This window comes from Devosia sediminis (assembly GCF_016411825.1).
In the GTDB taxonomy this organism is placed as follows: Bacteria; Pseudomonadota; Alphaproteobacteria; order Rhizobiales; family Devosiaceae; genus Devosia; species Devosia sediminis.
In genome coordinates this window covers 250,492-275,640 of sequence record NZ_JAEKMH010000002.1, presented here as the reverse complement: position 1 = coordinate 275,640, position 25,149 = coordinate 250,492, and the positions used below count along the sequence as shown (strand labels likewise).

The following is a 25,149-nucleotide window of genomic DNA, read 5'->3' as shown; positions in this document are numbered from 1 at the left end:
CGTCTCGGGGCGTCGGGATTTCTGGCAGGGGGGTTCACTAGGGACGGCTCTCACCGGAATTTCCCAACCCCGGACCCACACCCCGTAACGATTCAGGGTGCTCCCGACTGTCGCCGGACGGTTGATCGTTGCAACCCCATCTCCACCCGGCTGATGAGGGAGAGTATGGGCAAGGTGATGGGGCGGGGATAAGTGGCTTTGGCGTGCAGGGAAGTCAGGGAATTGCCGAGATCAACCGGCGGGCGATCATCCGATAGGCGGCAGCTTCCGGGCCATCGGGTTGAGAGGAAACCGGCGGTGTGCCAGCATCAGACCCTTCGCGGATGGACATGACCAGCGGGATGGGACCGAGGAAGGGAATGTCGAGCCGTTCGGCGGCCTTCTCGGCGCCGCCGGTGCCAAAGATGTCATAGCGGTGGCCGGTATCGGGGGCGATGAAGTAACTCATGTTTTCGACGAGGCCCAGCACCGGCACAGACATGCGGCGCAGCATGTCGATGGCCTTCTGCGCGTCGATCAGCGCCAGGTCCTGCGGAGTCGAGACGATGACCACGCCGTCGACCACGGTCTGCTGGAAGAGCGCGATATGGATGTCACCGGTGCCCGGCGGCAGGTCGATGATGAGGACGTCGAGCCCGCCCCAATCGGTCTCACGCAGCAGTTGGCGGAGGCCCGACGTGGCCATGGGACCGCGCCAGACCACGGCCTGCCCGGGCACCAGCATGGAGCCGATCGACATGGCCTTCAAACCGAAGGCCTCGTGGGGCGTGAAAATGCCGTCGTCGCGGATGGCCGGCCTGCCCTCGATGCCGAGCAGTTTGGGGACCGACGGGCCGTAGAGATCGGCGTCAAGAATCCCGACTTTCAGGCCCTCTACCGCCAGAGACAGGGCGATATTGACGGCGGTGGTGGACTTGCCGACGCCGCCCTTGCCCGAGCCCACGGCAATGATTCTCCTGACGCCATTGACGCGCGTCTTGCCCTGGGGCTGGACGCCGCCATGGCCGAATTTTGGACTATTCGATTTTTCCGCCGTCAGCGAGACCATGGTCTTGCGGCTGCCGCCCAGAGCCTGGGCGGCCTTATGCGCCGCGTCGCGGGCCGGCCCAAAGGCAGCTTCCATGCCAGGCGCTACAGCTATCGCGAAGGCGATGGCGCCAGGCGTGACGATGATTTCCGACAGGCCGCCATACGTCGCAAGATCGCCGCCGCCGGGAATTTCCACATCGGCAAGGGCGGCCTTTATCTGGGCTGCGAGATCGGTATCGGCCATGATGGCTTGGTTGAGCGCCGAGAGCGCCACAAATCCGGTGTCATGCCGGCGCAGGCCGGCATCCATTCTGAGATCCATTCCCACGCACGCATCTCAGGATGGACCCCGGCCTGCACCGGGGTGACATCGCGCTTGTGGAAATATCGAGTGCTAGAGAATGCTCTGGCCGGTGCCGGCCCAATCCTTGAGAAAGCCTTCGATGCCCTTGTCGGTCAGCGGATGGCTGGCCAGCTTCTTGATCACGTCGGGCGGGATGGTGGCAACGTCGGCGCCAGCAAGAGCAGCCTCGGTGACGTGGTTGGGCGAGCGGATCGAGGCGGCCAGGATCTGGGTCTCGAACTGGTAGTTGTCATAGATGGTGCGGATGTTCTCGATCAGCTCCATGCCATCGAGATTGATGTCGTCGAGGCGGCCGATGAAAGGCGAGATATAGGTCGCGCCGGCCTTGGCAGCCAGAAGAGCCTGATTGGCCGAGAAGCACAGGGTGACGTTGGTCGCGATACCCTTGTCCTTGAAGTACTTGGTGGCCTTGAGGCCATTTAGCGTCAGCGGCAGCTTGATAACGACGTTGGACGCGATCTTGGCGAGATGTTCGCCTTCGGCAACCATGCCGTCATATTCGAGGCTGGCGACTTCGGCGGAGACCGGATCGGGCGTGATGCCGCAGATTTCCTTGATGACTTCCTTGAAGTCACGGCCGGACTTGGCAATCAGCGACGGATTGGTGGTCACGCCATTGATGAGCCCGGCGTCGTTGAGCTCCTTGATGGCGGCGGTATCTGCAGTGTCGACGAAGAACTTCATCGTTCCCTCCTAGTAACTTATTGGTCCGGACCGTTGATCCAGATGTAGCCATGGCGGCGCCCCGCCGCAAGCGATGGGATCAGCGAATGGCGCCCAAAAACGCGTCCGCCAGATCGCCCACCTTATCTTCCGGAATGCCGGCGACATTGATGCGACTGTCCCCAGTCATATAGACCCCGTTTGCGGCCTTGAGATGTTCCACAGCGTCGTTGCTGAGCCCCAACAGCGAGAACATGCCACGGTGATCGGCGACGAAGTCGAAATCGGTGGAATTGGAGCGTTCGCGGATCGCGTCGGCAAGCTTCTTGCGCAGCGAAATCATGCGGTTGCGCATAGCGGCCAGCTCGGTCTCCCATTCGGAACGCAGTGCGGCATCCTCGAGGATGGTGCGGATGATCTCGGCACCGTGATCGGGCGGCTGCGAATAGGCACCGCGGATGATGTTGAGGAGCTGGGAATTGGTGACTTCCGCCTCGTCGCCGTTACGGGCGACAAGGATGGCGGCGCCGACGCGTTCGCGATAGAGACCGAAATTCTTCGAACCCGAGAAGGCGATCAGCGCTTCGGGGACCGCAGAGAGGATCTTGCGCGTACCATAGGCGTCCGGCTCGATGCCGTCGCCGAAGCCGAGGTATGCGAGGTCGATGAAGGGCAATGCGCCTGATCGGGCGAGCGAGGCTGCGACCTGATCCCACTGCTCATTGCTGAGGTTGGCGCCGGTCGGGTTGTGGCAGCATCCATGCATCAGCACGACATCGCCGGCGCTCAACTTATCAAGCGCCGCAAGCATTTGCTCGAACTTCACGCCGCGGGTTTCGGCATCGAAATAGGGATAGGTCGCGACCTGGAGGCCGGAATTGAGGGCGATGGGATTGTGGTTCGCCCAGGTCGGGTCGGACACATAAACCGTCGCGCCGGGACGGGCACGGTTGATGAGCTGCATCAGCACCCAGAGCGAACCGGTGCCGCCGGGGGCCTGGGCGATGCGGACGCGGGCGCGGTCGACCGAATTGGCCAGCACCAGGTCAAGCACCGCATTGCCATAGCCCTTGTTGCCGGCAATGCCGAGGTAAGTCTTTGTTTTTTCGTTCGAAAGAATTCGCTCTTCGGCCTTCCGGACCGAAGTCATGACCGGGGTCACGCCCTTTTCATCCTTGTAGACACCAACACCGAGGTCGATCTTGGTGGGACGGGAGTCGGCAGCATACTCGCCCATGAGCGCAAGAATCTTGTCGCCGGGGGCCTTGGTCAGGGTTTCGAACATTTGCGGGAGGTCCGGTGGGAAGGCGGTGGTGTTATAGGCGGTGATTGATGATTGGAGAAGGCCCCCTCACCCGGCGCTACGCGCCGACCTCTCCCCCAGAGGGAGAGGTAAGCGGCCTCAGCGTTTGAGGCCCAGCTTCTCGAGTTCAGCCGTCAATTGTGGAACAATTTCAAAGAGATCGCCTATCAGCGCGACATCTGAAATCTTGACGATGGGCGCTTCGGGATCGGAATTGATGGCGATGATCTTCTTGGCGCCCTGGATGCCGGCCAGGTGCTGCAGGGCGCCTGAAATGCCGATGGCGATGTAGAGGTCGGGGGCGATGATCTTGCCGGTCTGGCCGACCTGCCAGTCATTGGGCGCGTAGCCGGCATCGACAGCGGCACGGGTGGCCCCTACGGCAGCGCCGAGGGTTTTGCCAAGCTTCTCAATGAGTTGAAAGCCTTCGGCGGAGCCGACCGAGACACCGCCGCCGACGACGATCTGGGCCGTGGCGAGGTCGGGAATGTCGCTTTCGGTGCGGTGAGCGGCGATGAACTTTGCGGCAGAATGTGCTGGCGTTTCAAGCACTTCCACCGGGGCAGCATTTCCATGAGCAGCCGGGCTAAAGGCTGAGGCGCGGAAGGTCAGGACGTGCTTGGCCTGAGAATCCTCAACAGTTTCAAGGGCATTGCCAGCATAGATGGGCCGGACGAAACGGTTGGGCGCTGCGATGGCGACGATGTCGGTGACCGGCTGGATGTCGAGCTTGGCGGCAAGGCGCGGCATGACGTCCTTGCCCAAAGTGGAGGCGGCCGAGGCGACAATTTGATAGCGGACTGTTAGCGCGAGCAGCAACCTGGTGAGAGAATCCGCGAGGAGGCTGCCATCGCTCACCAGAACCTTGGCGACGCCGGCGATGGATGCGGCGGCATCGGCCGCGGACTGTGGGCCGACGACCAGCACATCGACCGGGCCGAGCTGGGACGCCGCGGCGACCACGCGAGCAGTGGCGGGCGAGAGAATTCCGTTGTCGACTTCGGCAAGAACCAGGACGCTCATCAGATCGCCTCCATCGCGTTGACGTCGGCGGCAATAATGGCGACGAGTTCGGGCACGGAGCCGACGGTCCTGCCGGCGACACGTTCGGGTGGCGGGGACACCTTCTCGACCTTGAGGCGGGGCGTGAGGTCGACGCCGAACTCGGCGGCCGGACGAACGGCGAGCGGCTTGGAGCGCGCCTTCATCACCATGGGCAGGGCGGCGTTGCGGGGCGTGTTGAGACGCAGGTCCGCCGTGACGATGGCCGGAAGCGGGAGAGCCACGGTCTCGCGGCCATAATCGACTTCGCGGGTGACTTCCAACTGGTCGCCGCTGAGCTTGATCTCTGAGGCAAAGGTCGCCTGCGGACGATCGGTGAGGGCGGCGAGCATCTGGCCGACATGGTTGCTGTCATCATCGACGGCCTGCTTGCCCAGCAACACCAGCTCGGGCTTTTCCTCATCGACGACCTTGGCCAGCAGCTTGGCAATGGCCAATGTTTCGAGGGCGGCGTCGGTCTCGATCAGGATGCCGCGATGGGCGCCCATGGCGAGGGCGGTGAGGATGACGTCGTTGCTGGCCTTGGGGCCGATGGAGACGACGACAATCTCGCTCGCCTGTCCCGCCTCGGCCAATTGCACGGCAGCTTCGACGGCGTGCTTGCAGAAGGGGTTCATCGACATGCGCACGCCATTGGTCTCGACGCCCGAGCCATCAGGGCGGACCCGGATGCGGACGTTGTGATCAACCACGCGCTTGACCGCGACGAGGATTTTCATGAGCAGCTCCGTCAAGTTGGGGCTTCAATCGCAAAAAGGGATCGAGCGGGCAAGGCGGAACGGGGGAAATTCGGTCTAGTTCGAAATGGGAAAGTAGAAAGTTTGGTACGGACCACGTTCTTCCGTCATTGCCCGGCTTGACCGGGCAATCCAGTTTGCTGAGGCGTGGACCACCCGGTCAAGCCGGGTGGTGACGATGGAGCGGAGGTCGCAAGGGGGACGGACGACCCCGCCGTTCGAGCCGCCACTCGACCATAGGTCTCGCGGCCTTCTCACTTAAGATTGCTCCACAGGAGCGATCTTGCCTTCGGCTCAGTTCGAAGCTTCCTGAATAGCGGAGAGGCGCCAGTCGCCGTCGCCGCGATTGCGGATGAAGGTCCAGATTTCGGTGGACTCGCCGGGAGTATCGGCATCGCCTTCGACCACGGCACCGGTCTGGCGATCGACCATGTAGTCCACGGCCGAATACCGCATGGCGACGGTGGCATATTCCACCTGCCCTTCGCGCCAGCTTTCGGACAAGTCGCCCTGCAGCAGCTTGACGTCGGACACCTGGTTCTTGACGCCATTAGTGGCGTTGGTCGCCAGTTCCTCGGAGAGGTAACCCATGACTTCGGGCGTGGTCAGGGTGCGGAGAGCCGCGTAATTCTCGCCGGCAAAGGCGGCCTGCACACGGGTCAGCATGCTCTCGAACTTTTCGAGGTCTTCCATGCCGATGTTGAGCTGGTTGGGATTGGCTTTGTGTGCCGCAGGACGAGCAGCGCTGCCACCGCTGCCAAACATGCCGCTGAAATCGGGCTTGGCCGCCGGCCGGCGCTCATAGGCCGCCACGTCCGGACCACCAGCAGTTGCCGTGCGCGGACGGAAGAAGCGCAGGGCCAGCCAGATCAGGCCGCCGATCATGGCGATCTGCACCAGCATGGCGAAGACACCGCCGATGCCGCCAAAGCCGGCGCCGAGGAACAAGCCGAAGAGGCCGCCGATAAAGAGGCCGCGCACCAGCGAGCCGCCAAAACCGTTCATGAAGCCGCCGCGCGGCTGGGCCGACTGCGCCGATGGCGAAGGCGTGTTCTGCTGCTGGTTCGGGGTCATGGTGCGCTGGACCGGAGCAACCGGTGCCGGCGCCGTCTGCGTGGGGGCCGGACTGTTGAACGTGTTCATGCCACGGCTGCCAAAGCTGCCACCCTTGCGAGCCTCGGCGTCGCCGACCGAGATAAAGGAAAAGGCGACAACGAGACAGGCGATGAGACTGGTGAAGCGAAAACTGCGCGCGGCAAACATGGATCGGCCCCCTCAAGAAAACTCTGTGGCCGATATAGGGATGGATGGTGCCCACGTGTAGGTGCGGACCGATAAAAGGACTGCGACCGATGCGCCTAGCCCCGGGCCGGGCGAAACTCCGAGGTGACTTCCAGGGTGCGATCCTCGCGATTGGCCGGCAGATCGCCCGCGGCGTGAGCGGCGATGATCCGGTCGCGTTCGCTGATGAGGTCGGCAATCTCGGTCTCGTAACGCACCAAGATCGCAGTCAGCCAGCGGTTCACGAGATAGGACGGGCGGGCCATCTGCATGTCGAAGCGCTGGAGCAGTGGCACGGTCGCCTCCGCATCCAGCCAGTCATCGCCCACCACCCAGTGATTGACGGTGAAAATGCGGTGGAGCTGGCCATAGGGCGTGACGCCGATGGCGGCGAGGTGGTGGACAGGGCCGTCCTTGCCCTGGGGCCGGACGAAACAGTGGAAATGGCCGTGCTCGGCCTCGTCGGTGGAGGGCGAATGGCAATGATAGTACCACTGCGCGCCGCTCGCCGGGTCGAAGACATCGCCCTCGGGATAATGCGACCAGGCGGCGACATCGGGCGCATCGCGCAGAGTTTCGAGCAGCACGTTGGTGCCGCTCTTGGCCAGGATGGCTTCGCAGAAGCGGATTTCCTCATCCGCGCGGTCGGTGGCTTCGCTCATGGTGCGGTCTCGGTTGGACGAGGCAGGCCTAGCGCGGTGTGAGGGGCGAGGCAAGGGTGACGGGGTCGCCGGTCTCCCTCCCTAGCTCTGCTACGGCCTGTCGGCCTAGCGGCGCTACCCTGCCCGCAAGGGGGAGGGTGGGATGAACATGACTAACGAGCTTTCGGCGGGCGCCGACACCCCCACCCTTGATCCCTCCCCACAAGGGGGAGGGAGACGATGAGCACGGGCGCCTTCCCCTTCGCCTCCCTCCCCTTGATGGGGAGGGATTGAGGGTGGGGTGATGTTGGTCAGGCCTCAGCTCGTCGCGAAGTCGGTGCCGGCCTTGGGGAGGTCGGGGTCCTGGACCCATTCGGTCCACGAGCCGTCGTAGAGCTTGAGATTGGTGTAACCCAGGTCCTTCAGCACGGCGAGCAGGTCGGAAGCAGCCCAGCCCCAGCCGCAGGTGGTGATGATCTCGTCGTCCTTGTCGATGCCGAGCTCGTCGAGCCTGGCGATCAGGCCATCGATATCGTCGTGGAGCTGATTAGCGTTGGAGAAGAGACCGATCGGCACATTGATCGAACCGGGGATATGCGCCTTGTCGAAGCCGGTGGTGCCGCGGGCGTCGAGTACATAGGTGTCGTCCTTTGTCAGCGCTTCGACCACATAGTCCTTCTGCACGATGTAGGGCTTGGTGTTGGTGAGCTTGAGATCGGAAGGCGGCAGGACGCTCGCTTCGGTCGAGAGTTCGCCATCCCAGATGTTCACGCCGCCGCTGAGGATGTGGACATTGGGGAAGCCGGCCTGATCGAGCGAGACATAGATCTTGCCCGGGAAGCGGCCGGAATCCGGGGACAGCGGATTCTCCTCGAATTCGCCATAGACGAAGATGGTTTGGTCGTAGGAGAGGCCGTAGGAGGCGAGGATGGGCTCGAGTTCCTCATAGGTCTTGGTTTCGCCGATGACGCCGCCGACATCGGGGGTCTCGATGAATTCACGCGGAATGTTGATGGCGCCGGGAATGTGGCCGGCAGCATAGCGATCGGCGGTGCGGATATCGACCAGCACGACATCGTCGCCCAAAGCCTTGAGCTGGTCGAGATCGATATAGGCGCCGAGGCCCTGGCCCTGCTGCAGCACGGCAGGCAGTGCATAGGCAGAGGTCGAGAGAGCAAGGCCGGAGGCCAGGGCGGCCAGGACGGCGAAAGTCTTGAGTGTCATGGAAAATCTCCTTTGCAGATGGATCAGTTGACGAAGGAATATTCCCAGCCGGTCAGGGTCTCTTCCCAGGTAGGGAAGAGGTCGTAGAGCCAGAGCTGGATGGTGCGGTCGAAGCCGGTGAGGAGGAAGGCGCCGACCAGGATGAGCAGGACGCCGAAGACCTTCTTTATGCGGTCTCCATTGGCCTGCAGGAACGAGAAGCGCTGGAGCACGGCGCGGCCGCCGAAGATGACGGCGACCATGGGCAGCGCCGTACCGAGGGAAAAAGCCAGCGTCACGAAGACGGCCGACACCGTGACCTGCTGGTTCATCGCGAGGGTCAGCACCGAGGCCATGACGGGGCCGACGCATGGGGTCCAGGCGAGGCCGAGACCAGCGCCGATGACGAAGCCGCCACCGAAGCCATCGCCCTGAGGCAGGCGCGCCGTGGCATTGGCGAGGCCCCCGGTGGAGCGCTCGAAAAGGCTGCTCGCCTTTGGCACGAGCAGGACGACGCCGCAGGCGATGAGCAGCACGGCGCTGATGGTGCGCACGATATCGGGGCTGATGCCCAGCGCGTTGACCACACTGGCCAAGGCCAGGGTGACCGCCGAGAAGGTGAGGACGAAACCCGTCAGCACGCCCCAGGGCCGCAACCGTCCCGACTGCGCCGACGAGGCGAGAATAACCGGCAGCAGCGGCAGTACGCAGGGCGAGGCCACGGTGACGACACCGGCCGCGAAGGCGATGAGGATGGAAATATCCATTATTGGAAAATCGGCCTGGTGTTCAGAGCGTCGATGCCGCCGCCATTCCAGATCTGCAGCTTTTCGCCGTCACGGCCGACCTGCACATAGGTGTTCTGGTAGGTGACGCCGTAGCGGGCCTTGAGATCGGGCTCGGCGTCGTAATCGGCGATGACCAAGGTGATGCCCGGTTGCACTTCGGGCCAGCGGCCGCGAAAGGACACCATGGTGGCCCGACAGGTGGGGCACCACTCCGCGTGGAAATAGAGAATGGCCGGACCGTTTTCGGCAATGGCCTTCAATTGATCGAGGGATTCATAGGCGACGGCAACGGCCTCGGCAGCCTCCTGGGCCTGGGCCGCCCCAATCGCGGCAGCCAAGGAGAGACCTAGAGCCAGGACGGAGCGCCGCTTCAACATGTTGACCTCAAACAGTATTTTCTGCCCTCAGGCTCGCAGAAGCGGCGAGGGCTTGCGAGGTTCAGCATCCTCAATTTAGCGGACGGATTAAAAAGTATATCTAGTCTATAAGAATTATATAGATTCGAAACGGACGGTTGGGCGGGCTATGATGTGCGCGCCTGGGTGCGGGCGTATCCAAGCCCTTCGTTCGACGGGCACGGCGCAGCACCGGGCAGAGACGACACGACTAGCGAGAGCCCAGACCATGACGACCCGCAGAACGCTTCTTTTTGGCGCAGCACTGGCGGCAGGCGCCGTTGCGGCAGTGGCCGCGGTGCAGCTCAATTCCGCCCCTGCCTCTGTAGCACCGGCGGCTCCTGCGGCGCCTGCGGTGGTGGACCCGATGGCGGAGTCGCCCTGCTCGGTTGCCGCTCCGGCCGTTCCACCGGCCGACGATCCCCTGGCCTATTCGCCGTGCTCGCCGGCGCCGCAATAGTAGAGACGCCGGAGCCTTTCATCGGCTACGCCGACCGACTTCGGAGTTGACGCCGCAGGCCGGCACGGAGACATTGCCGCTTTCTCTGTCCTGCTTTGGTTTCCCATGCCTGTTCTTAACCGCGTTGCCGAATTCCAGCCCGAGATCGCCGCCTGGAGGCGCGATCTCCATGCCCATCCGGAGGTGCTGTTCGACGTGCACCGGACGGCCGGCGTGGTGGCGGAAAAGCTGCGCGAATTCGGCTGTGACGAAGTGGTGACCGGGCTTGGACGCACCGGCGTTGTCGGCATTATCAAGGGTCGCGGCGCTGGCACCCGGACTATTGGCCTCCGGGCCGACATGGACGCCCTGCCGATGACCGAAAAGACCGGCCTGCCGCATGCATCGACCACGCCGGGCAAGATGCATGCCTGCGGCCATGACGGGCACACGGCCATGCTGCTGGGCGCGGCAAAGTATCTCGCTGAGACACGCAATTTCGATGGTCAGGTGGCGCTGATCTTCCAGCCGGCCGAAGAGGGTGGCGGCGGCGGCCGCGTGATGCTGGAAGACGGGCTGTTCGAAAAATTCGACATTACCGAAATCTATGGCATGCACAACTGGCCGGGCATGCCGGTGGGCCATTTCGGCATCCGCGCCGGTGGCATCATGGCGGCGACCGACCGGTTCTATATCGACATTACCGGCAAGGGCGGACACGCGGCGCGGCCGCAGCAGACGGTGGACCCGATCATTGTCGCAGCGCAGATGGTGACGGCGCTGCAGACCATCGTTTCGCGCAATCTCGACCCGCTCGACAGCGCGGTGCTGAGCGTCACCATGGTAGAGGCCGGCGAGGCGGACAATGTGATTTCGCGCACGGCCAAGATCACCGGCACGGTGCGTACGCTGGATGGCGCGGTGCAGGATTTCATCGAGGAGCGGCTGGCCGAATTCGTCCCGCAATTCGCCGTGAGCTTCGGGGCCGAGGCCAGCATACGTTATGCCCGCGGCTACCCGGTGACGGTCAATGCCGAGGCACAGACGCGGTTTGCCGCCGAGGTGGCGCGCGACGTGGTGGGCGCCGGCAATGTCGACGACGACACGGCGCCATCCATGGGTGGGGAAGACTTCTCCTTCATGCTCAACCAGCGGCCGGGCGCCTATATCTTCATCGGCAATGGCGACTCGACCGAACTCCACACCGACACCTACGACTTCAACGACGAAGCCATTCCGGTGGGAGTGAGCTATTGGGTGGGCCTGGTGGAAAAGGCATTGCCGGTGACGGGTCGATAGGCGCGTGATGGCCGCCTGCAAAGCTGGGATTCCTGCGCTTCCGGTGCTCACGTACGCATGTACGCTGCGCGCCGGTTCTCGGAATCCCACCTTTTCGGCTGGCCCTGACGCCCCTCTCTTCCCGTCACTCCTGGGGCGCCGCGCGAAGCATTGATCCTTCCGATCAACCTTCCGTCCGGGCGAAGCTTGGGCTAAGGGTCACGGCATAATGCCTGCCCTGATTTCCCGCTCCGATATTCTTCCCGTGCTTCTGACGCTTGCCATCGCTGCCGCCGGCGGAGGCCTTGCCACGTTGATCGGCCTGCCGGCCGGGTGGCTGATGGGTGGGGCGCTGGCGGTGACGGTCGCGGCGATGATGGGCGCACCGGTGCGCATGCCGGACGGGCTGCGCAATGTGGCCTTCGTGCTGATCGGCATGTCCATGGGCGCCAGCGTGGCACCGGATAGTTTGAGCCTTCTGACCAGTTGGCCCATTTCGCTGGCGGCGCTGGCCATCGAACTGGTGATCATCGTCGCCGCCACCGGCTGGATGCTGACGAAGGTGTTCAAGCTCGATGCCGGCACTGCCTATCTCAGCTCGTTTCCGGGGCATCTGAGCTTTGTCATGGGCATTGCCGCAACGGGCGTCGGCAATTCGCGACAGATCGTCATCATCCAGGTGATCCGCATCCTGATGCTGACCATTGCCGTGCCTGTTGGCGCGGTATTCCTGCCCATCGACCATTTCGCGCCGCCGGTGACGGAGGATTTCCTCGGCCCGATCCAACTGGTGCTGCTGGCCGTCGGATGCGTGGTGGCTGGCCTCGTCTTCATCTGGCTCAAGGTGCCGGCGGGCATGGTGCTGGGCGCCATGGCGGCGGCGACGGCGGCAAAGCTTGGCGGGCTCTATGCCGAGGCCATGCCGGTCCCCCTGGTGGTCGGCACCTTTATCCTGACCGGGGCGCTGATCGGCTCTCGCTTCGTGGGCATTACCCGCGCCGAATTCATGGCGGCGGCCAAGGGCGGGCTGATCGCGACGGCCATGACCGTGAGCATCGTCACGGTGATGGCGATGGGCGTGGCACAACTCGTCGACATGCCGTTTGGCCAGATCTGGCTGGGCCTGTCCCCAGGGGCGCTCGAAGGCATGGGGGCACTGGGCATCGCACTGGGGTATGACACCGCCTTTATCGCCGCGCACCATGTCATCCGGCTGCTGATGCTGAGCTTTGCCATACCGGCGGCGGTGGTGCTGATACGATGGGCAGAAAAGCGGGCGGCGGTCGAAACGCCGCCACCCCCTCCCTAGCTCTGCTGCTGTCCTTGCGGACCGAGCGCCGCTACCCTCCCCTCAAGGGGGAGGGTGAAGAAGGGGCCGTCAAACCGGCTTGTAAGATACCTTCCCCTCGCCCGCGGGGGCCGGCAGGATGGCGAAGCCGTTGGGGCCGAGGGCCAGGCTCGACCCTTCGAGCGTGGCGTTGTGGCTCACCGGCTCGAGCTCCAGCTCGACCTTGGACAACTTGACCGTCAACGGTTCGGCCGAGAGGTTGAAGACGCAGATCAAGTCCTTGTTGCCGGCGGAGCGGCGATAGGCGAGCACCGGCTCCGATGTATTGAAGAAGGTGATGTCGCCGGTGACCAGCTGCGGATGGCTTTTGCGCCAGGCGAGCAGGGTCCGGTAAAAATTGAGGATCGAGTTGGGATCGGCATTCTGCTGGTCGACGCTGAGCGCGACATGGGCCGGCTTGACCGGCAGCCAGGGCTTTGCCGTGCTGAAGCCGGCATAGGCCAGTTCGTGCTGCCAGGGCATGGGCGTGCGGCAGCCGTCGCGACCCTTGTCGCCGGGCCAGAAGCGGATGCCGCGCGGATCGGTCAGTTCCTCGTAGAGAATATCGGCCTCGGGCAGGCCAAGTTCCTCGCCCTGGTAAAGGCCGACCGAGCCCTTGAGCGTAAGCCCCAGGGCGGCCGACTGGCGCGCCAGATCGGACGGGGTGGTGCTGTAGGGCGCCCAGCGGGTCATCGGGCGGATGACGTCGTGGTTGGAAAAGCTCCAGCAGGGCCAGCCGGTCTCGCCGCCGGAAAAGAAGGCCTCCACCTTGGAGCGGAAGTGCTTGGCAGTGAATTTCGGCCCCAGGAAATCGAAGGAATAGCACATGTGCAGCAAGGACTTGCCCGATGTGTAGGCCTTCATCAGCTCCAGGCCGCGCTCGTCGTCGCCGACCTCGCCGACGCTGGTGGCGCCGGGATACTGGTCGAGCATCTTGCGCACCTTCTTGAGCCAGTCGACGTTTTCCGGCTGGCTCTTGGAATATTTGTGGCTCTGCATGTCATAGGGGTTGGTGGCGGGCACACCCTTGAGCGACTTGAGCGGCGGGTTTGAGCGCAATTGCGCGTCGTGGAAATAGTAATTGACCGTGTCGAGACGGAAGCCGTCGAGCCCGCGATCGAGCCAGAAGCGCATGACTTCGAGCACCGCATCCTGCACCGCCGGATTGTGGAAGTTGAGATCGGGCTGCGAGGTGAGGAAATTATGGAGGTAGTACTGCTTGCGGGCGGTATGCCATTCCCAGGCCGAACCGCCGAAGACCGAGAGCCAGTTGTTGGGCGGCGAGCCATCGGGCTTGGCATCGGCCCAGACATACCAGTCGGCCTTGGCATTATCGCGCGAGAAGGCAGATTCGCCGAACCAGGGATGCTGGTCGGACGTATGGCTGACCACCTGATCCATGATGACCTTGAGGCCCAGCGCGTGGGCCTTTTCGATCAACTGATCGAAATCCTGCAGCGAGCCGAAAAGCGGATCGACGCTCATATAGTCCGAGACGTCATAACCCATATCGGCCTGAGGCGAGCGGGTCAGGGGAGAAAGCCAGATACAGTCGACGCCAAGGCTGGCAATATGGTCGAGCCGATCGATGATGCCGGGCAGATCGCCCACGCCATCACCATTGCTGTCCTGAAACGAGCGCGGATAAACCTGATAGATTACTCCGCCACGCCACCATTCGGTCATTCGCTATGCTCCTTGCGGCCTCGATACTTCCGGGCCGGATTCGCATATGAAGCTACAGATTTCCGCCGCGGCTGTTAACCGGGGGCGATGCAGGCGAGGATTGCGCAAATGATAGTCACAGGACTGCTGATCGACCATTCCGATGCGGTGTCGGAACTGGCTGCGGTGATGGAACGCGAATGGCCGGATTGGTACCATCCGCAGGGGGCGTCGGCGCGGGCCGATCTCGAAGAACGGCTGGTCCGGGACGGGCTGCCGCTCGGGATCGTGGCCTTCGACGGCGAGGTGGCTGCCGGGACAGCAGCGCTGACAGTGACCTCGGGCGGGCTCGTGACCGAACGATCGCCATGGATCGGCGGCCTGCTGGTCGATCCGGCATTCCGGCGGCGCGGGGTCGCTGCGGCTCTGCTGGCACGATCCCTGGACGAGGCCAGGCGCCTCGGGTTTGCGCGCGTCTACGCGCTCACCGCGCATGCGGACGCCCTGTTCCAAAACGAAGGCTGGGCGCTGGTCGAGGCGATCGACCTCGAGGGAGAGCCGCACCGCATCTACGCACAGACCTGACGGGAGACGCTGTCGAAGGCCGCCGTGACGGATCGTCGTCGAGGCAGAAACGAGGAGCTCGAAATGCCATTCCTGCCTGCAACACAACGCCCGCCGAGCAAGAGCCGCACCGTCCGCTTCGAGGGTCACACCCATGGAACGGGCATTTCGTTTTTCGCGGTCGACAACGATCCCGGCCAGGGTCCCCCGCTCCATACTCATCCCTATGCCGAAACCTGGTTCGTGCAGGAAGGGCGCGCGCGGGTGCAGATCGGTGATGAGGTCTACGAGGCCGGTCCGGGCGATATCGGCACTGCGCCGCCAGACACGCCGCACAAGTTCACCAATATCGGTGACGGCCGGCTGGTCATCTTCTGCGTCCATGATGCGGGCACCATGGTGCAGGTCAATCTGGAGTAACGGCTCGCAATATCCTCTTGACCATATCCGTTTGGTTATGTACCTACATAGCCATTCAGTTATGCAAGGAGGTTGAGGTGTTGAGACGCCTGTTCGCAAGCCTGACCATAGCGGCCCTGTTGGCCGGCACTCTGCCCGCCGCATCCCAGACCCAAGGAGACACTTCGATGAGCAATGCCACGTCCAATGATCGCGTCGCCGTCAACGGCGTCGAGCTCTACTACGAGGTTCGCGGCGAGGGTGAACCGTTGGTGATGCTGCATGGCGGCGTCAATCCGTCGGACATGTTCGGCGCGCCGCTCGCCGCGATGGCCAAAACGCACAAGGTCTATGCCATTCATCTGCGCGGCCATGGACTGAGCTCGGACGCCGAGGCGAACTGGAGCTACGAACAGATGGCCGACGACGTCGATGCCCTATTGGGGGAGATCGGGATCGACCAGATCGACGTGATGGGCTGGTCGCTTGGTGGCGGGGTGGCGCTGCAAATGGCGATCCGGCACCCCGAGCGCGTCGGCAAGCTCGTGGTGATCGGCATGAACGTCAAGGCGGATGGCAACTTCCCTGAAGTGCAGCAGCAGTTCGACGAGATGCCGGCCCATGCACCGACCATTGCCGGATATCTGGAAAAGTCGCCGCTGGCAGGGATGTATCCGGACGTGAATTGGGAAGCGATGATGCGCAAGACCGGCCTGATGAACCAAGGACCCTATGACTGGTCCGACGACGTTGCCGCGGTCACGGCGCCGACCCTGCTGGTCTATGCCGATGCAGAGATGATGTATCCGGCCCATATCGCGGAGATCTACGGCCTGTTTGGGGGCGGTACGCGTGATGCCGGCGTGGACGGGGCACTGCGGCCGACGCCGAACCGCTTGGCGATCATTCCCGGCACGACGCATTACGACGTCATGCTCAAAGAGACGGATGTGGTGACGGAATTTGCCAGGGCGTTCCTGGCGGAGTGAAGAGATGATCGGGCGTGGGAGGCCCAACCGGTCCCCCACCCTGCTCGATGACGGACTTAGCAAGAGCTAAGTCCTATCTCGCTTCCCTCCCCGCAAGGGGGAGGGTGCCGCTTCGCGGCTAAACCACCGCCGAGATCAGCGGTTCGCCGGCGAAGTGTTTTTCGAGATTGGCGACCAGCAGGGCGCCCATGGCGTCGCGGGTCTGGTGGGTGGCGCTGCCCTGGTGGGGGGAAAGCACGACATTGTCGAGGGTGAGAAGCTCGGCCGGAACGGAGGGCTCCTTTTCGAAGACGTCGAGCGCGGCGCCGCCGAGACCGCCATTGACCAGCAGCTCCACCATGGCTTTTTCGTCGATCAGCGTGCCGCGCGCGACGTTGACGATACGCCCCTTAGGGCCGAGGGCATCGAGCACTTTGCGGCTGACAATACCCTCGGTGCCCTTGCCGCCGGGGGCGATGACGACGAGCCAGTCGCTGTCGCGGGCCATGTCTTCGAGATCGTCGTAAAAGATGTAGGGCACGGAGGTCTGCTGGTGGCGGCCATGATAGACGACGCGCATCTTCATGGCCTGGGCGCGGGTAGCGATTTCCTTGCCGATGCGGCCGAGGCCAAGAATGCCGACGGTCTTGCCGGTCAATTCGGAAAAGAGGCCGAAATTGCCATTGGGCCATTTACCCTGGCGCACGTATTGGTCGGACTGGGGGATGCGGCGGGCCAGTGAAACCATGAGGCCAATGGTCAGTTCGGCGACGGCATCGTTGAGCACATCTGGCGTATTGGTGACGCGGATATTGCGCTGCTTGGCGGCTGCGGTGTCGATGTTGTCGTAGCCGACGCCGAAACTGGCGATAATCTCGAGGCTCGGCAGCTTGTCCATGAGGTCGGCCTGTATGCCCGAACCGGCATGGGCGCGGATGCGGGCGCCGTTTTCCCTGAGCCAACCGTCCTTGTCGGCCTGCTCGTGCAGCTTGTGCACGGTGTAGCGGGCGGCCAGCGCCTCCTCGCAGGATTTCAGGAGCGGATGGGTCTGGAGGATTTCGATGGTCATGGAGAACTGCGCCCTTGGGTGGGCATCGCATGGATTGTCCGGTCGAGCCGGGCAATGACGATGATGGGTGGGATCGGGTTCGCTGATTGCGCGCGAAGCTTAGCGGACCAGACGCGCGTGGCAAGCCAGACCTGCATCAAAATGCGGCACGTGCCGGATTTGAGTGTCTGGACGGCAGAAAACAAATGTGTAGCAATGGCATGGCGATGGGAATGCCGTATCACCCGAGCGGAGACGTATGGGCGACAAGACGCCGTTTGACGAAATGTACAATCCGGACGGGTCCGTCCGCGAACCCTATCGGGCGCTGGCCGGATGGCTCAGCGAACAACCGGACAAGGCTCTGGCGCTGATGCAGGCCGATGCGGAAGCCATCTTCCGCAAGCTGGGCATCACCTTTGCGGTCTATGGATCGGAAGAAGGCACGGAGAAGGTGATCCCCTTCGACGTCATCCCCCGCATCATTGCCGCCAATGAATGGCGCAAGCTCTCCCAGGGGATCGAGCAGCGGGTGAAGGCGCTCAACGCCTTTCTTTATGACGTCTACCATGACCAGGAGATTCTCAAGGCGGGGCTTGTTCCCGAAAAGCTGATCCTCAAGAACGCGGCCTTCTGCCCGCAGATGATGGGGATCAACCCGGCCAAGGGCGTCTATGCCCACATTATCGGCGTCGACATCGTTCGCGTGGGCCCCGACGAGTTCTTCGTGCTCGAAGACAATCTGCGCACTCCGTCGGGCGTCAGCTACATGCTGGAAGACCGCGAGGCGATGATGCTGCTGGCGCCGGACCTCTTCCACCGCTCCAAGGTGGCGCCGGTCGAGACCTATCCGGAAAACCTGCGGCGGACACTCGAAAGCGTGGCGCCCGAAGGGTTCAGGGGCAGAAACCCAAATATCGCGGTGTTGACGCCCGGCATCTACAACTCGGCCTATTTCGAGCATTCGTTCCTCGCCGACCAGATGGGCGCGCAGCTCTGCGAGGGCCCCGATCTCTTTGTCGAGGACGGCAAGGTCTATATGCGGACAACCACCGGCCCCGAGCAGGTGGACGTGATCTACCGCCGCATCGACGACGATTATCTCGACCCCCTGACCTTCCGGCCCGACTCCATGCTCGGCGTCCCCGGCGTCTTCGACGCCTATCGCGCCGGCAATGTGACGCTGGTCAACGCGCCGGGCACCGGCATTGCCGACGACAAGGCGGTCTATACCTATGTCCCTGAGATCATCGACTTCTATCTCGGGGAAAAGGCTCTGCTGGCCAATGTGCCGACCTATAACTGCACCGACGAGAAGCAGCGCGCCTGGGTGCTGGAGAACATCGCCGACCTCGTGGTCAAGGAAGTGCACGGATCGGGCGGCTACGGCATGATGGTAGGCCCGACGGCCACCGAGGCGCAGCACGAGGAATTCCGACAGAAGATCATCGCGCGACCGGACAATTACATTGTGCAGCCGACGCTCGACCTTTCCACCTGCCCCACGCATATCGATGGCAATGTCGCGCCGCGCCATGTGGATCTGCGACCCTATGTGCTGGTCGGAGACGAAGTGCGGATCACGCCCGGCGGGCTGACCCGCGTGGCGCTGAAGCAAGGTTCGCTGGTGGTGAACTCGTCGCAGGGCGGCGGGACGAAAGATACGTGGGTGCTGGAAGAGTGATTTTTCTCCCTTTTGATCCAGACACACATTTCAATCGAGCGCGGGGCCCCACCCCACCCTCATTCCCTCCCCCTCAAGGGGAGGGAGGCGAAGGACCGAAGCGCCACTGGTCATCGTCTCCCTCCCCCTTGTGGGGAGGGATTGAGGGTGGGGGTTCAGACGCATGAGGATGCTCGGACGCACAGCGCAGAACCTGTTCTGGCTTTCCCGCTATGTGGAGCGGGCGGAGAACATGGCGCGGCTGCTCGAGGTCGGCTATCGCATGTCGCTGACCAGCCATCGTGAAGGCGGGGCCAGCGAGCATCTGATCTCGATGATGCAGGCGGCCGAGGTCGATGAAGGCTTCGATGCCAAGCATACGATCGCCGATGTCGATACGGTCGCCCACTACATGATGTTCGACCCGGACAACCCCTCCTCGGTCTATTCCTGTCTCAGGGCCGCTCGAACCAATGCGCGTTCGGTGCGCACCGCGATCACCACCGACATGTGGGAGAGCATGAACGGCGCCTGGCTCGAATATGCGCAGATCAGGCCGCGGGACGTGCGCGGCGCCAAGCTCCTCGAACTGCTGCAATGGGTCAAGCAGCGCAGCCACGAATTCCGGGGGGCGCTGCTCGGGACCATTCTGCGCGATGACGGGTTCAACTTCCTGCAGGCGGGCAATTTCGTCGAGCGGGCCGACAACACGGCGCGCATTCTCGACATGAAATACTACGTGCTGCTGCCACAGGCGACGCAGGTGGGGGGCGATCTCGACATCCAGCAATGGACGCTGATCCTGCGCGCCGCCTCGGCGCACCGGGCCTACCGGCACGTCTACCACGACCGCTACAAGGCGCAGAACATCGCCGACTTCCTGATCCTTCGGCCGGAAATGCCGAGGAGCCTGGTCTATTGCGCGAGCTTCGTGCAGCAGAACCTCGACAGCCTGGCCAAGATCTATGGCCGGCAGGAAAAATGCCACGAAGCGGCGGCAAGCCTGATGGCCATGGTCAACGAGACGAGCATGGACGCCATCTTCGCGCGCGGCCTGCATGAATTCCTCGAGGACTTCATCGCCCGCAACAACCAGGTGACCGACGCCCTCTCGGAGAGCTACAACTTCTTCTGAGCTTGCAGGCCCACCCACCCGTTGACTGTCATCCCGGCGAAAGCCGGGACCCATCTTGAGATCTCAGGATAGGCCCCGGCTCAGGGTCGGGGTGACATCGGAGTTGGGGATTGTTCTATAAGCTCAGCACGAACAGCCAGCCCGATATCGTCACGGCCGAGAGGACGGTGGAGATCAGGATGGTGTTGGCGGCGACGCTGACGCCGCGATCATAGAAGGTGGCATAGACGTAGATATTGATGCCCGCCGGCATGGAGGCGAGCAGGATGCCGTAGCGGGCAATGTCCATGGGCACGTGGAACACCCAGATCATCATCGCATAGGCAAGCGCCGGGTGAACCACGAGCTTGATCAGCGAGGCGACCAGGGCCTGCTTCCAGTTGTCCGAGAGCTTGAACTCGTTGAGCGCACCGCCGATGCCGAACAGCGCGGCGGGGACCACGGCCTGGCCCAGCATGGAAAAGAAGGCCGCGACCGGCTCGGCGAGGGTGATGCCAGAGAGGGACAGGGCGATGCCGCCCAGAATGCCCCAGATGAGCGGATTGGAGCCGACACGCTTGGTGGCAACCACCAGCGTTCGCCCCAGAGGCTGGCCGTCGCGGCGCGTCAGTTCCATGGTGACCATGCCGAGGGTCAGCAGGATGGCCCCGTGCAGGCCGATGATGGAGAGCGTGACCGGCAGGGCGCCGTCGCCATAGGCGCGGCTCATGATGGGCAGGCCGACCAGCACGGTATTGGTGAAGGTGCCGGCGAAGCCGACGGCGACGCTCTCACCCGGCCGGTTGGCGAAGAAACGTCGCGCCACGGCGATGCCAAGGACGAAGCAGAGGGTCGCGCCGATATAAAAAGGCGCGATGATGCCGATATTGAAGGCGGAGCGGAAATCGCTGGTGCCGATGGAATAGAACAGCAGGCAGGGCGTGGCGAAATTATTGACGAAGGCGATCAGCGCCTTGACGCCTTCAGCCGGATAAAGGCGAAAGCGCACGGCCAGGTAGCCCAGCGCGATAAGCGCGAAGATGGGCGCGATAACAGCGAGAATGGAGAGCATCGGCCAGCGATCCGGGCCCGTCAGAGCGATATGCCAGCCGTAGACCGCGTCGGGCCGCGGGTCAATGACCAACTTGTATGGTAGATTAAACGAAATATTGCACCTCTACAAACGAAACAAAATGTCGTACAAACGAACCATCGAGGCAACAGGGCGGCGCAATGCTGGATATTTTCGTGATCGGTGGCGGCATCAACGGAGCGAGCGTGGCTCGCGATGCTGTAGGCCGCGGCTATACCGTCGCGCTGGCGGAAATGAATGACCTTGCCTCGGGCACGAGTTCAGCCGCGACCAAGCTGATCCATGGCGGTTTGCGCTATCTCGAACACTACGAATTCCGGCTGGTGCACGAGGCGCTGGCAGAGCGCGAAGTGCTGTGGGCGGCAGCGCCGCATATCATCTGGCCGCTGCGCTTCGTGCTGCCCCATCACAAGGGATTGCGGCCGGCCGTAGTGCTGCGCGCCGGGCTCGCCATGTATGACTATATGGGCGGGCGGCGCCTGTTGCCGCCGACCAAGACGCTGGACCTCAAGCACGACGCAGCAGGCAAGCCGCTGAAGCCCGGCTATGGCCTTGCCTTCGAGTATTCGGACTGCTGGGTGAACGATGCGCGTTTCGTGGTGCTCAATGCCCGCGACGCGGCGGACCGCGGCGCCGAGGTGCATGTGCGCACCAAGGTGGTTTCGGCGCGGCGCGAGGATGGCGCCTGGACGGTATCGCTCGATGGCGAAGGCGGCAGGCGCGAGGTTCGGGCCAGGATGCTGGTCAATGCCTCGGGGCCCTGGGTGGACCAGGTGATCAGCGATACCCTGGGCAAGACCGGCGCGCACAATGTGCGGCTGGTCCAGGGCAGCCATATCGTGGTCAAGAAGCTCTATGATCACGACCGCTGCTATTTCTTCCAGAACAGCGATGGGCGCATCTTCTTTGCCATCCCCTATGAGGACGAGTTCACGCTGATCGGCACCACCGACCGCGATTATCAGGGCGACCCCAAGGACGTTGTCATCACCGCGGAGGAGACGGATTACCTCATAAGGGCGGCGAACGAGTATTTTGCCCGCACGGTGACACGTGACGACATCGTCTGGAGCTATTCAGGCGTGCGCCCGCTCTATGACGACGGCGCCAGCGCCGCGCAGGAGGCAACGCGCGACTATGTGCTCAAGGTCGACGGCGACGCGAGCAATGGTGCGGTGGTCAACGTCTTCGGCGGCAAGCTCACCACCTCGCGGCGGCTGGCGGAGTCGGTGCTCGAAAAGATCGAGGACGTGCTGGGCAAGAAGGGCCAGGCCTGGACGCGGGAAAGCACCCTGCCCGGCGGCGATTTCGGACCCAAGAGCTTTGACGCGGAAGTGCGCCGGCTGGGTCTCGACTACCCCGATATGCCAACGAGCTTGCTCAAGCGCTTGATGCGGCTCTACGGCACGCGGGCGCGAATGCTTTTGGGCGACGCGAAAAGCGTGGATGACCTTGGACAGAATTTCGGTGCCGACCTCCACGCCGTAGAAGTCGTGTATCTTGCTGAGCACGAATGGGCGCGAACGGCCGATGACGTGCTGTGGCGTCGGACCAAGTTGGGGTTGAAGGTCGGCGCGGAGGATGCGGCGCGACTGGAGGCGTTCTTGCGGGCGCGGAAGTAGGCGCGATCCTCGTCATTGCCCGGCTTGACCGGGCAATCCAGTGCGCGAATGCATGGACCACCCGGTCAAGCCGAGTGGTGACGAGAACAGAAAATCGAGCGGGAAGCGAATTCCCCGGGGAGCGGAACATGCAAAAGTACATTCTCGCCATTGACCAGGGCACCACCTCGAGCCGGGCCATTGTGTTCGATGGCGAGCGGAAGATCGCCGGGGTGGGCCAGAAGGAATTTACCCAGCATTTTCCGCAGGATGGTTGGGTAGAGCATGACCCGGAAGAGATCTGGGAAAGCGTCACCTGGTCGATCAAGACGGCGCTGGACAAGGCCAGAGCCGGCGCGGGCGACATCGCGGCAATCGGCATCACCAACCAGCGCGAAACGGTGGTGATCTGGGACCGTGCGACCGGCAAGCCGATCCACAATGCCATTGTCTGGCAGGACCGACGGACCGCGGGCTATTGCGCCGAGCTCAAGAAAGACGGGCATGAGCCCGATGTGACCGAGCGCACGGGCCTGCTGCTCGACCCGTATTTTTCGGGCACCAAGGTCAAGTGGCTGCTCGACCATGTCGAGGGCGCAAGGGCGCGGGCCGAAAAGGGGGAACTGGCCTTTGGCACAGTGGACACTTTCCTGATCTGGCGGCTGACCGGCGGCAAGGTGCATGCCACCGACGCCACCAATGCGTCGCGGACGCTGCTCTATAATATCGGCACCAACCAGTGGGATGACTCGCTCTGTGCGCTGCTCGACGTCCCCGTGGCGCTGCTGCCGGCGGTCAAGGATTGCGCCGACGATTTCGGCGTGGCGGATGCTGGCCTTTTCGGCGCCGCGATTCCCATCCTGGGCGTCGCCGGCGACCAGCATGCGGCGACGATCGGGCAGGCCTGTTTCGAGCCGGGCATGCTGAAATCGACCTATGGCACGGGATGTTTCGCGCTGCTCAATACCGGGACCGACCGGGTGCCTTCCAAGAACCGGCTGCTGACGACGATCGCATATCGGCTGGACGGCAAGACCACCTATGCCCTCGAAGGCTCGATCTTCATTGCCGGGGCGGCGGTGCAATGGATTCGCGACGGGTTGAAACTGGTCAAGCATGCGAGCGAAACCGGCCCCTTGGCGCGGACGGCGGACCCGAGCCAGAACGTTTATATGGTTCCGGCCTTTGTCGGGCTGGGCGCCCCCTGGTGGGATGCCGAGGCGCGTGGCGCTATTTTCGGCATCACCCGCAATACTGGGCCCGCCGAAATCGCCAAAGCGGCGCTAGAGGCGGTGAGCTACCAGACGCGCGACCTGCTCGAGGCGATGCGCAAGGACTGGCAGGGCGATGGTGACACGGTGCTGCGCGTCGATGGCGGCATGGTCGCCTCGAACTGGACCATGCAGTTCCTGGCCGACATTCTCGATGCACCGGTGGATCGGCCGACCATTCTCGAAACCACGGCGCTGGGCGCGGCGTGGCTGGCCGGCATGAAGGCAGGCGTGTGGCCCGGCATGGCGGAATTCGCCGAAAGCTGGGCGCGCGACGAACGGTTCGAACCGCAGATGGATGCAGAGACGCGCAAGGCTAAGATTGCCGGTTGGGACGACGCAGTGCGCCGGACGCTGACTTCGCAGATGCAGTAAAGCACCCGCGGATGACATCGCAGCTCGCTGGGGAGTTCAGGGCCTCAACCGCCGGTTTCGACCTCGGGGGCCGGTTCCTCGGGCTCGGGCGCCACGGGCTGATTGATGTTTGGATTGTCGCGTAGGAAGGCGGTGACCTCGTCGTCGAGAGCGACAAGGAAACTGCTGATGCGTTCGCCGTTGGAGCCCAGATCATGTGGCGCGCCGATAGAGGCGGAGCGCATGTCGACAGCGCCGCCTCCGGGCGTGGGCATGACGCGCAGCACGGCCTCCTCGCGCCAGCCGGGGAGCGTGACGATACGGGCATTGATGCGGCCCGGCTCGCCATCGGCGCCCGGCTCGTTGCGCTGACGGATATCCCAGCCCTGTTCTTCGGCCAGATGCTCGACAATGGCGAAGAGCTGGAGGGCGTCGAGCGGGTAGGTGCGCGTCGTGGCATTGGGGAAGTAGAACTGCTGCTCTTCGGGCGTGAGCATTTGCGAGGGCGGCATGAGCGCCGTGTCGGGCTCGAAAATCAGCGGCAGTTCACCGCGCGGCACGGTGGAAATGTCGGTCACGACAGGATTGCGCAGGGCAAGCGAGCCATACCAGGCGAAGGGCGCGAGGCAGACAAGGCCGAGGAACAGACCCGCCAGCGCCCGGCCCCAGCCCTGGTCACCGGTTTGCCAGAGCCGCGCCAGCGCGATGAGGGCCGTCAGCACGGCCAGCGCAGCCACCAGGCAGGCAAAGGCGGCAACCGAAAGGAAGGTGCGCGAATCGAGAAAGCCGCCGTGATGCATGATGACGGGCACCAGGGTGAGCGGCACGGCCAGCCAACCCAGCCGACGCGCCACTGTGGCCCATTTCGAGGTTCTGATCAGTATGCGCACGAAGACAAA

Annotated in this window: 24 protein-coding genes; 10 read left to right on the top strand and 14 right to left on the bottom strand. The window is 63.4% G+C overall.

Annotation, left to right across the window (positions count from 1 at the left end; translation table 11 throughout):
* Positions 1-214: 214 nt before the first annotated feature.
* The 10 genes from JEQ47_RS08640 to JEQ47_RS08595 form a co-directional block, all read right to left on the bottom strand.
* Entirely contained in the window at positions 215-1,339 is a 1,125-nt protein-coding gene (locus JEQ47_RS08640; RefSeq protein ID WP_328768596.1) for an Mrp/NBP35 family ATP-binding protein, read from the bottom strand.
* Positions 1,340-1,423: 84 nt separating this feature from the next.
* A complete protein-coding gene (gene fsa, locus JEQ47_RS08635; RefSeq protein WP_198876013.1) occupies positions 1,424-2,077 on the bottom strand; it encodes a fructose-6-phosphate aldolase in 654 nt (217 codons plus the stop codon).
* A gap of 79 nt (positions 2,078-2,156) precedes the next feature.
* Positions 2,157-3,341 (bottom strand): amino acid aminotransferase, encoded by a 1,185-nt coding sequence (locus JEQ47_RS08630; RefSeq protein ID WP_198876012.1) that lies wholly within the window; start codon positions 3,339-3,341, stop codon positions 2,157-2,159.
* 117 nt (positions 3,342-3,458) lie between these two features.
* Positions 3,459-4,382 (bottom strand): electron transfer flavoprotein subunit alpha/FixB family protein, encoded by a 924-nt coding sequence (locus JEQ47_RS08625; protein ID WP_198876011.1) that lies wholly within the window; start codon positions 4,380-4,382, stop codon positions 3,459-3,461.
* Positions 4,382-5,140, bottom strand: coding sequence for an electron transfer flavoprotein subunit beta/FixA family protein (locus JEQ47_RS08620; RefSeq protein ID WP_198876010.1), 759 nt, complete (start codon positions 5,138-5,140; stop codon positions 4,382-4,384). The genes JEQ47_RS08625 and JEQ47_RS08620 overlap by 1 nt, the downstream gene beginning before the upstream one ends.
* Positions 5,141-5,452: 312 nt before the next feature.
* Complete coding sequence (locus JEQ47_RS08615) at positions 5,453-6,421, bottom strand: Tim44 domain-containing protein (RefSeq protein ID WP_198876009.1); 969 nt, start codon at positions 6,419-6,421, stop codon at positions 5,453-5,455.
* A 95-nt stretch (positions 6,422-6,516) separates the two neighbouring features.
* Positions 6,517-7,101 (bottom strand): DUF6969 family protein, encoded by a 585-nt coding sequence (locus JEQ47_RS08610; RefSeq protein WP_198876008.1) that lies wholly within the window; start codon positions 7,099-7,101, stop codon positions 6,517-6,519.
* Positions 7,102-7,398: 297 nt separating this feature from the next.
* On the bottom strand, positions 7,399-8,304 hold the full coding sequence (locus tag JEQ47_RS08605; RefSeq protein WP_198876007.1) for a sulfurtransferase: 906 nt from the start codon (positions 8,302-8,304) through the stop codon (positions 7,399-7,401).
* Between the two features lie 23 nt (positions 8,305-8,327).
* Positions 8,328-9,050: a cytochrome c biogenesis CcdA family protein gene (locus tag JEQ47_RS08600; RefSeq protein WP_198876006.1), complete on the bottom strand. Its 723-nt coding sequence runs from the start codon at positions 9,048-9,050 to the stop codon at positions 8,328-8,330.
* Complete coding sequence (locus JEQ47_RS08595; RefSeq protein ID WP_198876005.1) at positions 9,050-9,409, bottom strand: thioredoxin family protein; 360 nt, start codon at positions 9,407-9,409, stop codon at positions 9,050-9,052. Before JEQ47_RS08595 ends, JEQ47_RS08600 begins: the two co-directional genes overlap by 1 nt.
* Before the next feature lie 286 nt (positions 9,410-9,695).
* Here JEQ47_RS08595 and JEQ47_RS08590 point away from each other — a divergent pair, with 286 nt between their 5' ends.
* From JEQ47_RS08590 to JEQ47_RS08580, 3 genes are all read left to right on the top strand, one after another.
* Entirely contained in the window at positions 9,696-9,926 is a 231-nt protein-coding gene (locus JEQ47_RS08590; protein ID WP_198876004.1) for a hypothetical protein, read from the top strand.
* 105 nt (positions 9,927-10,031) lie between these two features.
* Positions 10,032-11,204 carry a M20 aminoacylase family protein gene (locus tag JEQ47_RS08585; RefSeq protein WP_198876003.1) on the top strand — a complete coding sequence of 391 codons (1,173 nt, stop codon included), beginning with the start codon at positions 10,032-10,034 and terminating at the stop codon, positions 11,202-11,204.
* A 208-nt stretch (positions 11,205-11,412) separates the two neighbouring features.
* On the top strand, positions 11,413-12,492 hold the full coding sequence (locus JEQ47_RS08580; RefSeq protein WP_198876002.1) for an AbrB family transcriptional regulator: 1,080 nt from the start codon (positions 11,413-11,415) through the stop codon (positions 12,490-12,492).
* 69 nt (positions 12,493-12,561) lie between these two features.
* On the opposite strand, the gene JEQ47_RS08575 is transcribed toward JEQ47_RS08580, so the two are convergent.
* Positions 12,562-14,196, bottom strand: coding sequence for an alpha-glucosidase family protein (locus JEQ47_RS08575; protein ID WP_198876001.1), 1,635 nt, complete (start codon positions 14,194-14,196; stop codon positions 12,562-12,564).
* 108 nt (positions 14,197-14,304) lie between these two features.
* On the opposite strand from JEQ47_RS08575, the gene JEQ47_RS08570 reads away from it, so the two are divergent.
* The 3 genes from JEQ47_RS08570 (at position 14,305) to JEQ47_RS08560 (ending at position 16,127) form a co-directional block, all read left to right on the top strand.
* On the top strand, positions 14,305-14,760 hold the full coding sequence (locus JEQ47_RS08570; RefSeq protein ID WP_198876000.1) for a GNAT family N-acetyltransferase: 456 nt from the start codon (positions 14,305-14,307) through the stop codon (positions 14,758-14,760).
* 63 nt (positions 14,761-14,823) lie between these two features.
* Entirely contained in the window at positions 14,824-15,159 is a 336-nt protein-coding gene (locus tag JEQ47_RS08565; protein WP_198875999.1) for a cupin domain-containing protein, read from the top strand.
* Between the two features lie 167 nt (positions 15,160-15,326).
* On the top strand, positions 15,327-16,127 hold the full coding sequence (locus JEQ47_RS08560; protein ID WP_198875998.1) for an alpha/beta fold hydrolase: 801 nt from the start codon (positions 15,327-15,329) through the stop codon (positions 16,125-16,127).
* A gap of 118 nt (positions 16,128-16,245) precedes the next feature.
* Here the strand turns inward: JEQ47_RS08560 and JEQ47_RS08555 are convergent, their stop codons facing one another.
* Positions 16,246-17,175, bottom strand: a complete 930-nt coding sequence (locus JEQ47_RS08555; RefSeq protein WP_198875997.1) for a 2-hydroxyacid dehydrogenase — start codon at positions 17,173-17,175, stop codon at positions 16,246-16,248.
* A gap of 238 nt (positions 17,176-17,413) precedes the next feature.
* Between JEQ47_RS08555 and JEQ47_RS08550 the strand changes: the two genes are divergently transcribed.
* Both JEQ47_RS08550 and JEQ47_RS08545 read left to right on the top strand, forming a co-directional pair.
* Positions 17,414-18,838: a circularly permuted type 2 ATP-grasp protein gene (locus tag JEQ47_RS08550; RefSeq protein ID WP_198875996.1), complete on the top strand. Its 1,425-nt coding sequence runs from the start codon at positions 17,414-17,416 to the stop codon at positions 18,836-18,838.
* A gap of 163 nt (positions 18,839-19,001) precedes the next feature.
* Complete coding sequence (locus JEQ47_RS08545) at positions 19,002-19,952, top strand: alpha-E domain-containing protein (protein ID WP_236020756.1); 951 nt, start codon at positions 19,002-19,004, stop codon at positions 19,950-19,952.
* Positions 19,953-20,067: 115 nt separating this feature from the next.
* Here the strand turns inward: JEQ47_RS08545 and JEQ47_RS08540 are convergent, their stop codons facing one another.
* Positions 20,068-21,003 (bottom strand): AEC family transporter, encoded by a 936-nt coding sequence (locus JEQ47_RS08540; RefSeq protein WP_198875995.1) that lies wholly within the window; start codon positions 21,001-21,003, stop codon positions 20,068-20,070.
* A gap of 161 nt (positions 21,004-21,164) precedes the next feature.
* On the opposite strand from JEQ47_RS08540, the gene glpD reads away from it, so the two are divergent.
* Both glpD and glpK read left to right on the top strand, forming a co-directional pair.
* Positions 21,165-22,646: a glycerol-3-phosphate dehydrogenase gene (glpD, locus tag JEQ47_RS08535; RefSeq protein WP_198875994.1), complete on the top strand. Its 1,482-nt coding sequence runs from the start codon at positions 21,165-21,167 to the stop codon at positions 22,644-22,646.
* Positions 22,647-22,774: 128 nt separating this feature from the next.
* Entirely contained in the window at positions 22,775-24,271 is a 1,497-nt protein-coding gene (glpK, locus tag JEQ47_RS08530) for a glycerol kinase GlpK (protein WP_198875993.1), read from the top strand.
* A gap of 44 nt (positions 24,272-24,315) precedes the next feature.
* Here the strand turns inward: glpK and JEQ47_RS08525 are convergent, their stop codons facing one another.
* On the bottom strand, positions 24,316-25,140 hold the full coding sequence (locus tag JEQ47_RS08525) for a DUF1499 domain-containing protein (protein ID WP_198875992.1): 825 nt from the start codon (positions 25,138-25,140) through the stop codon (positions 24,316-24,318).
* Positions 25,141-25,149 lie beyond the last annotated feature (9 nt).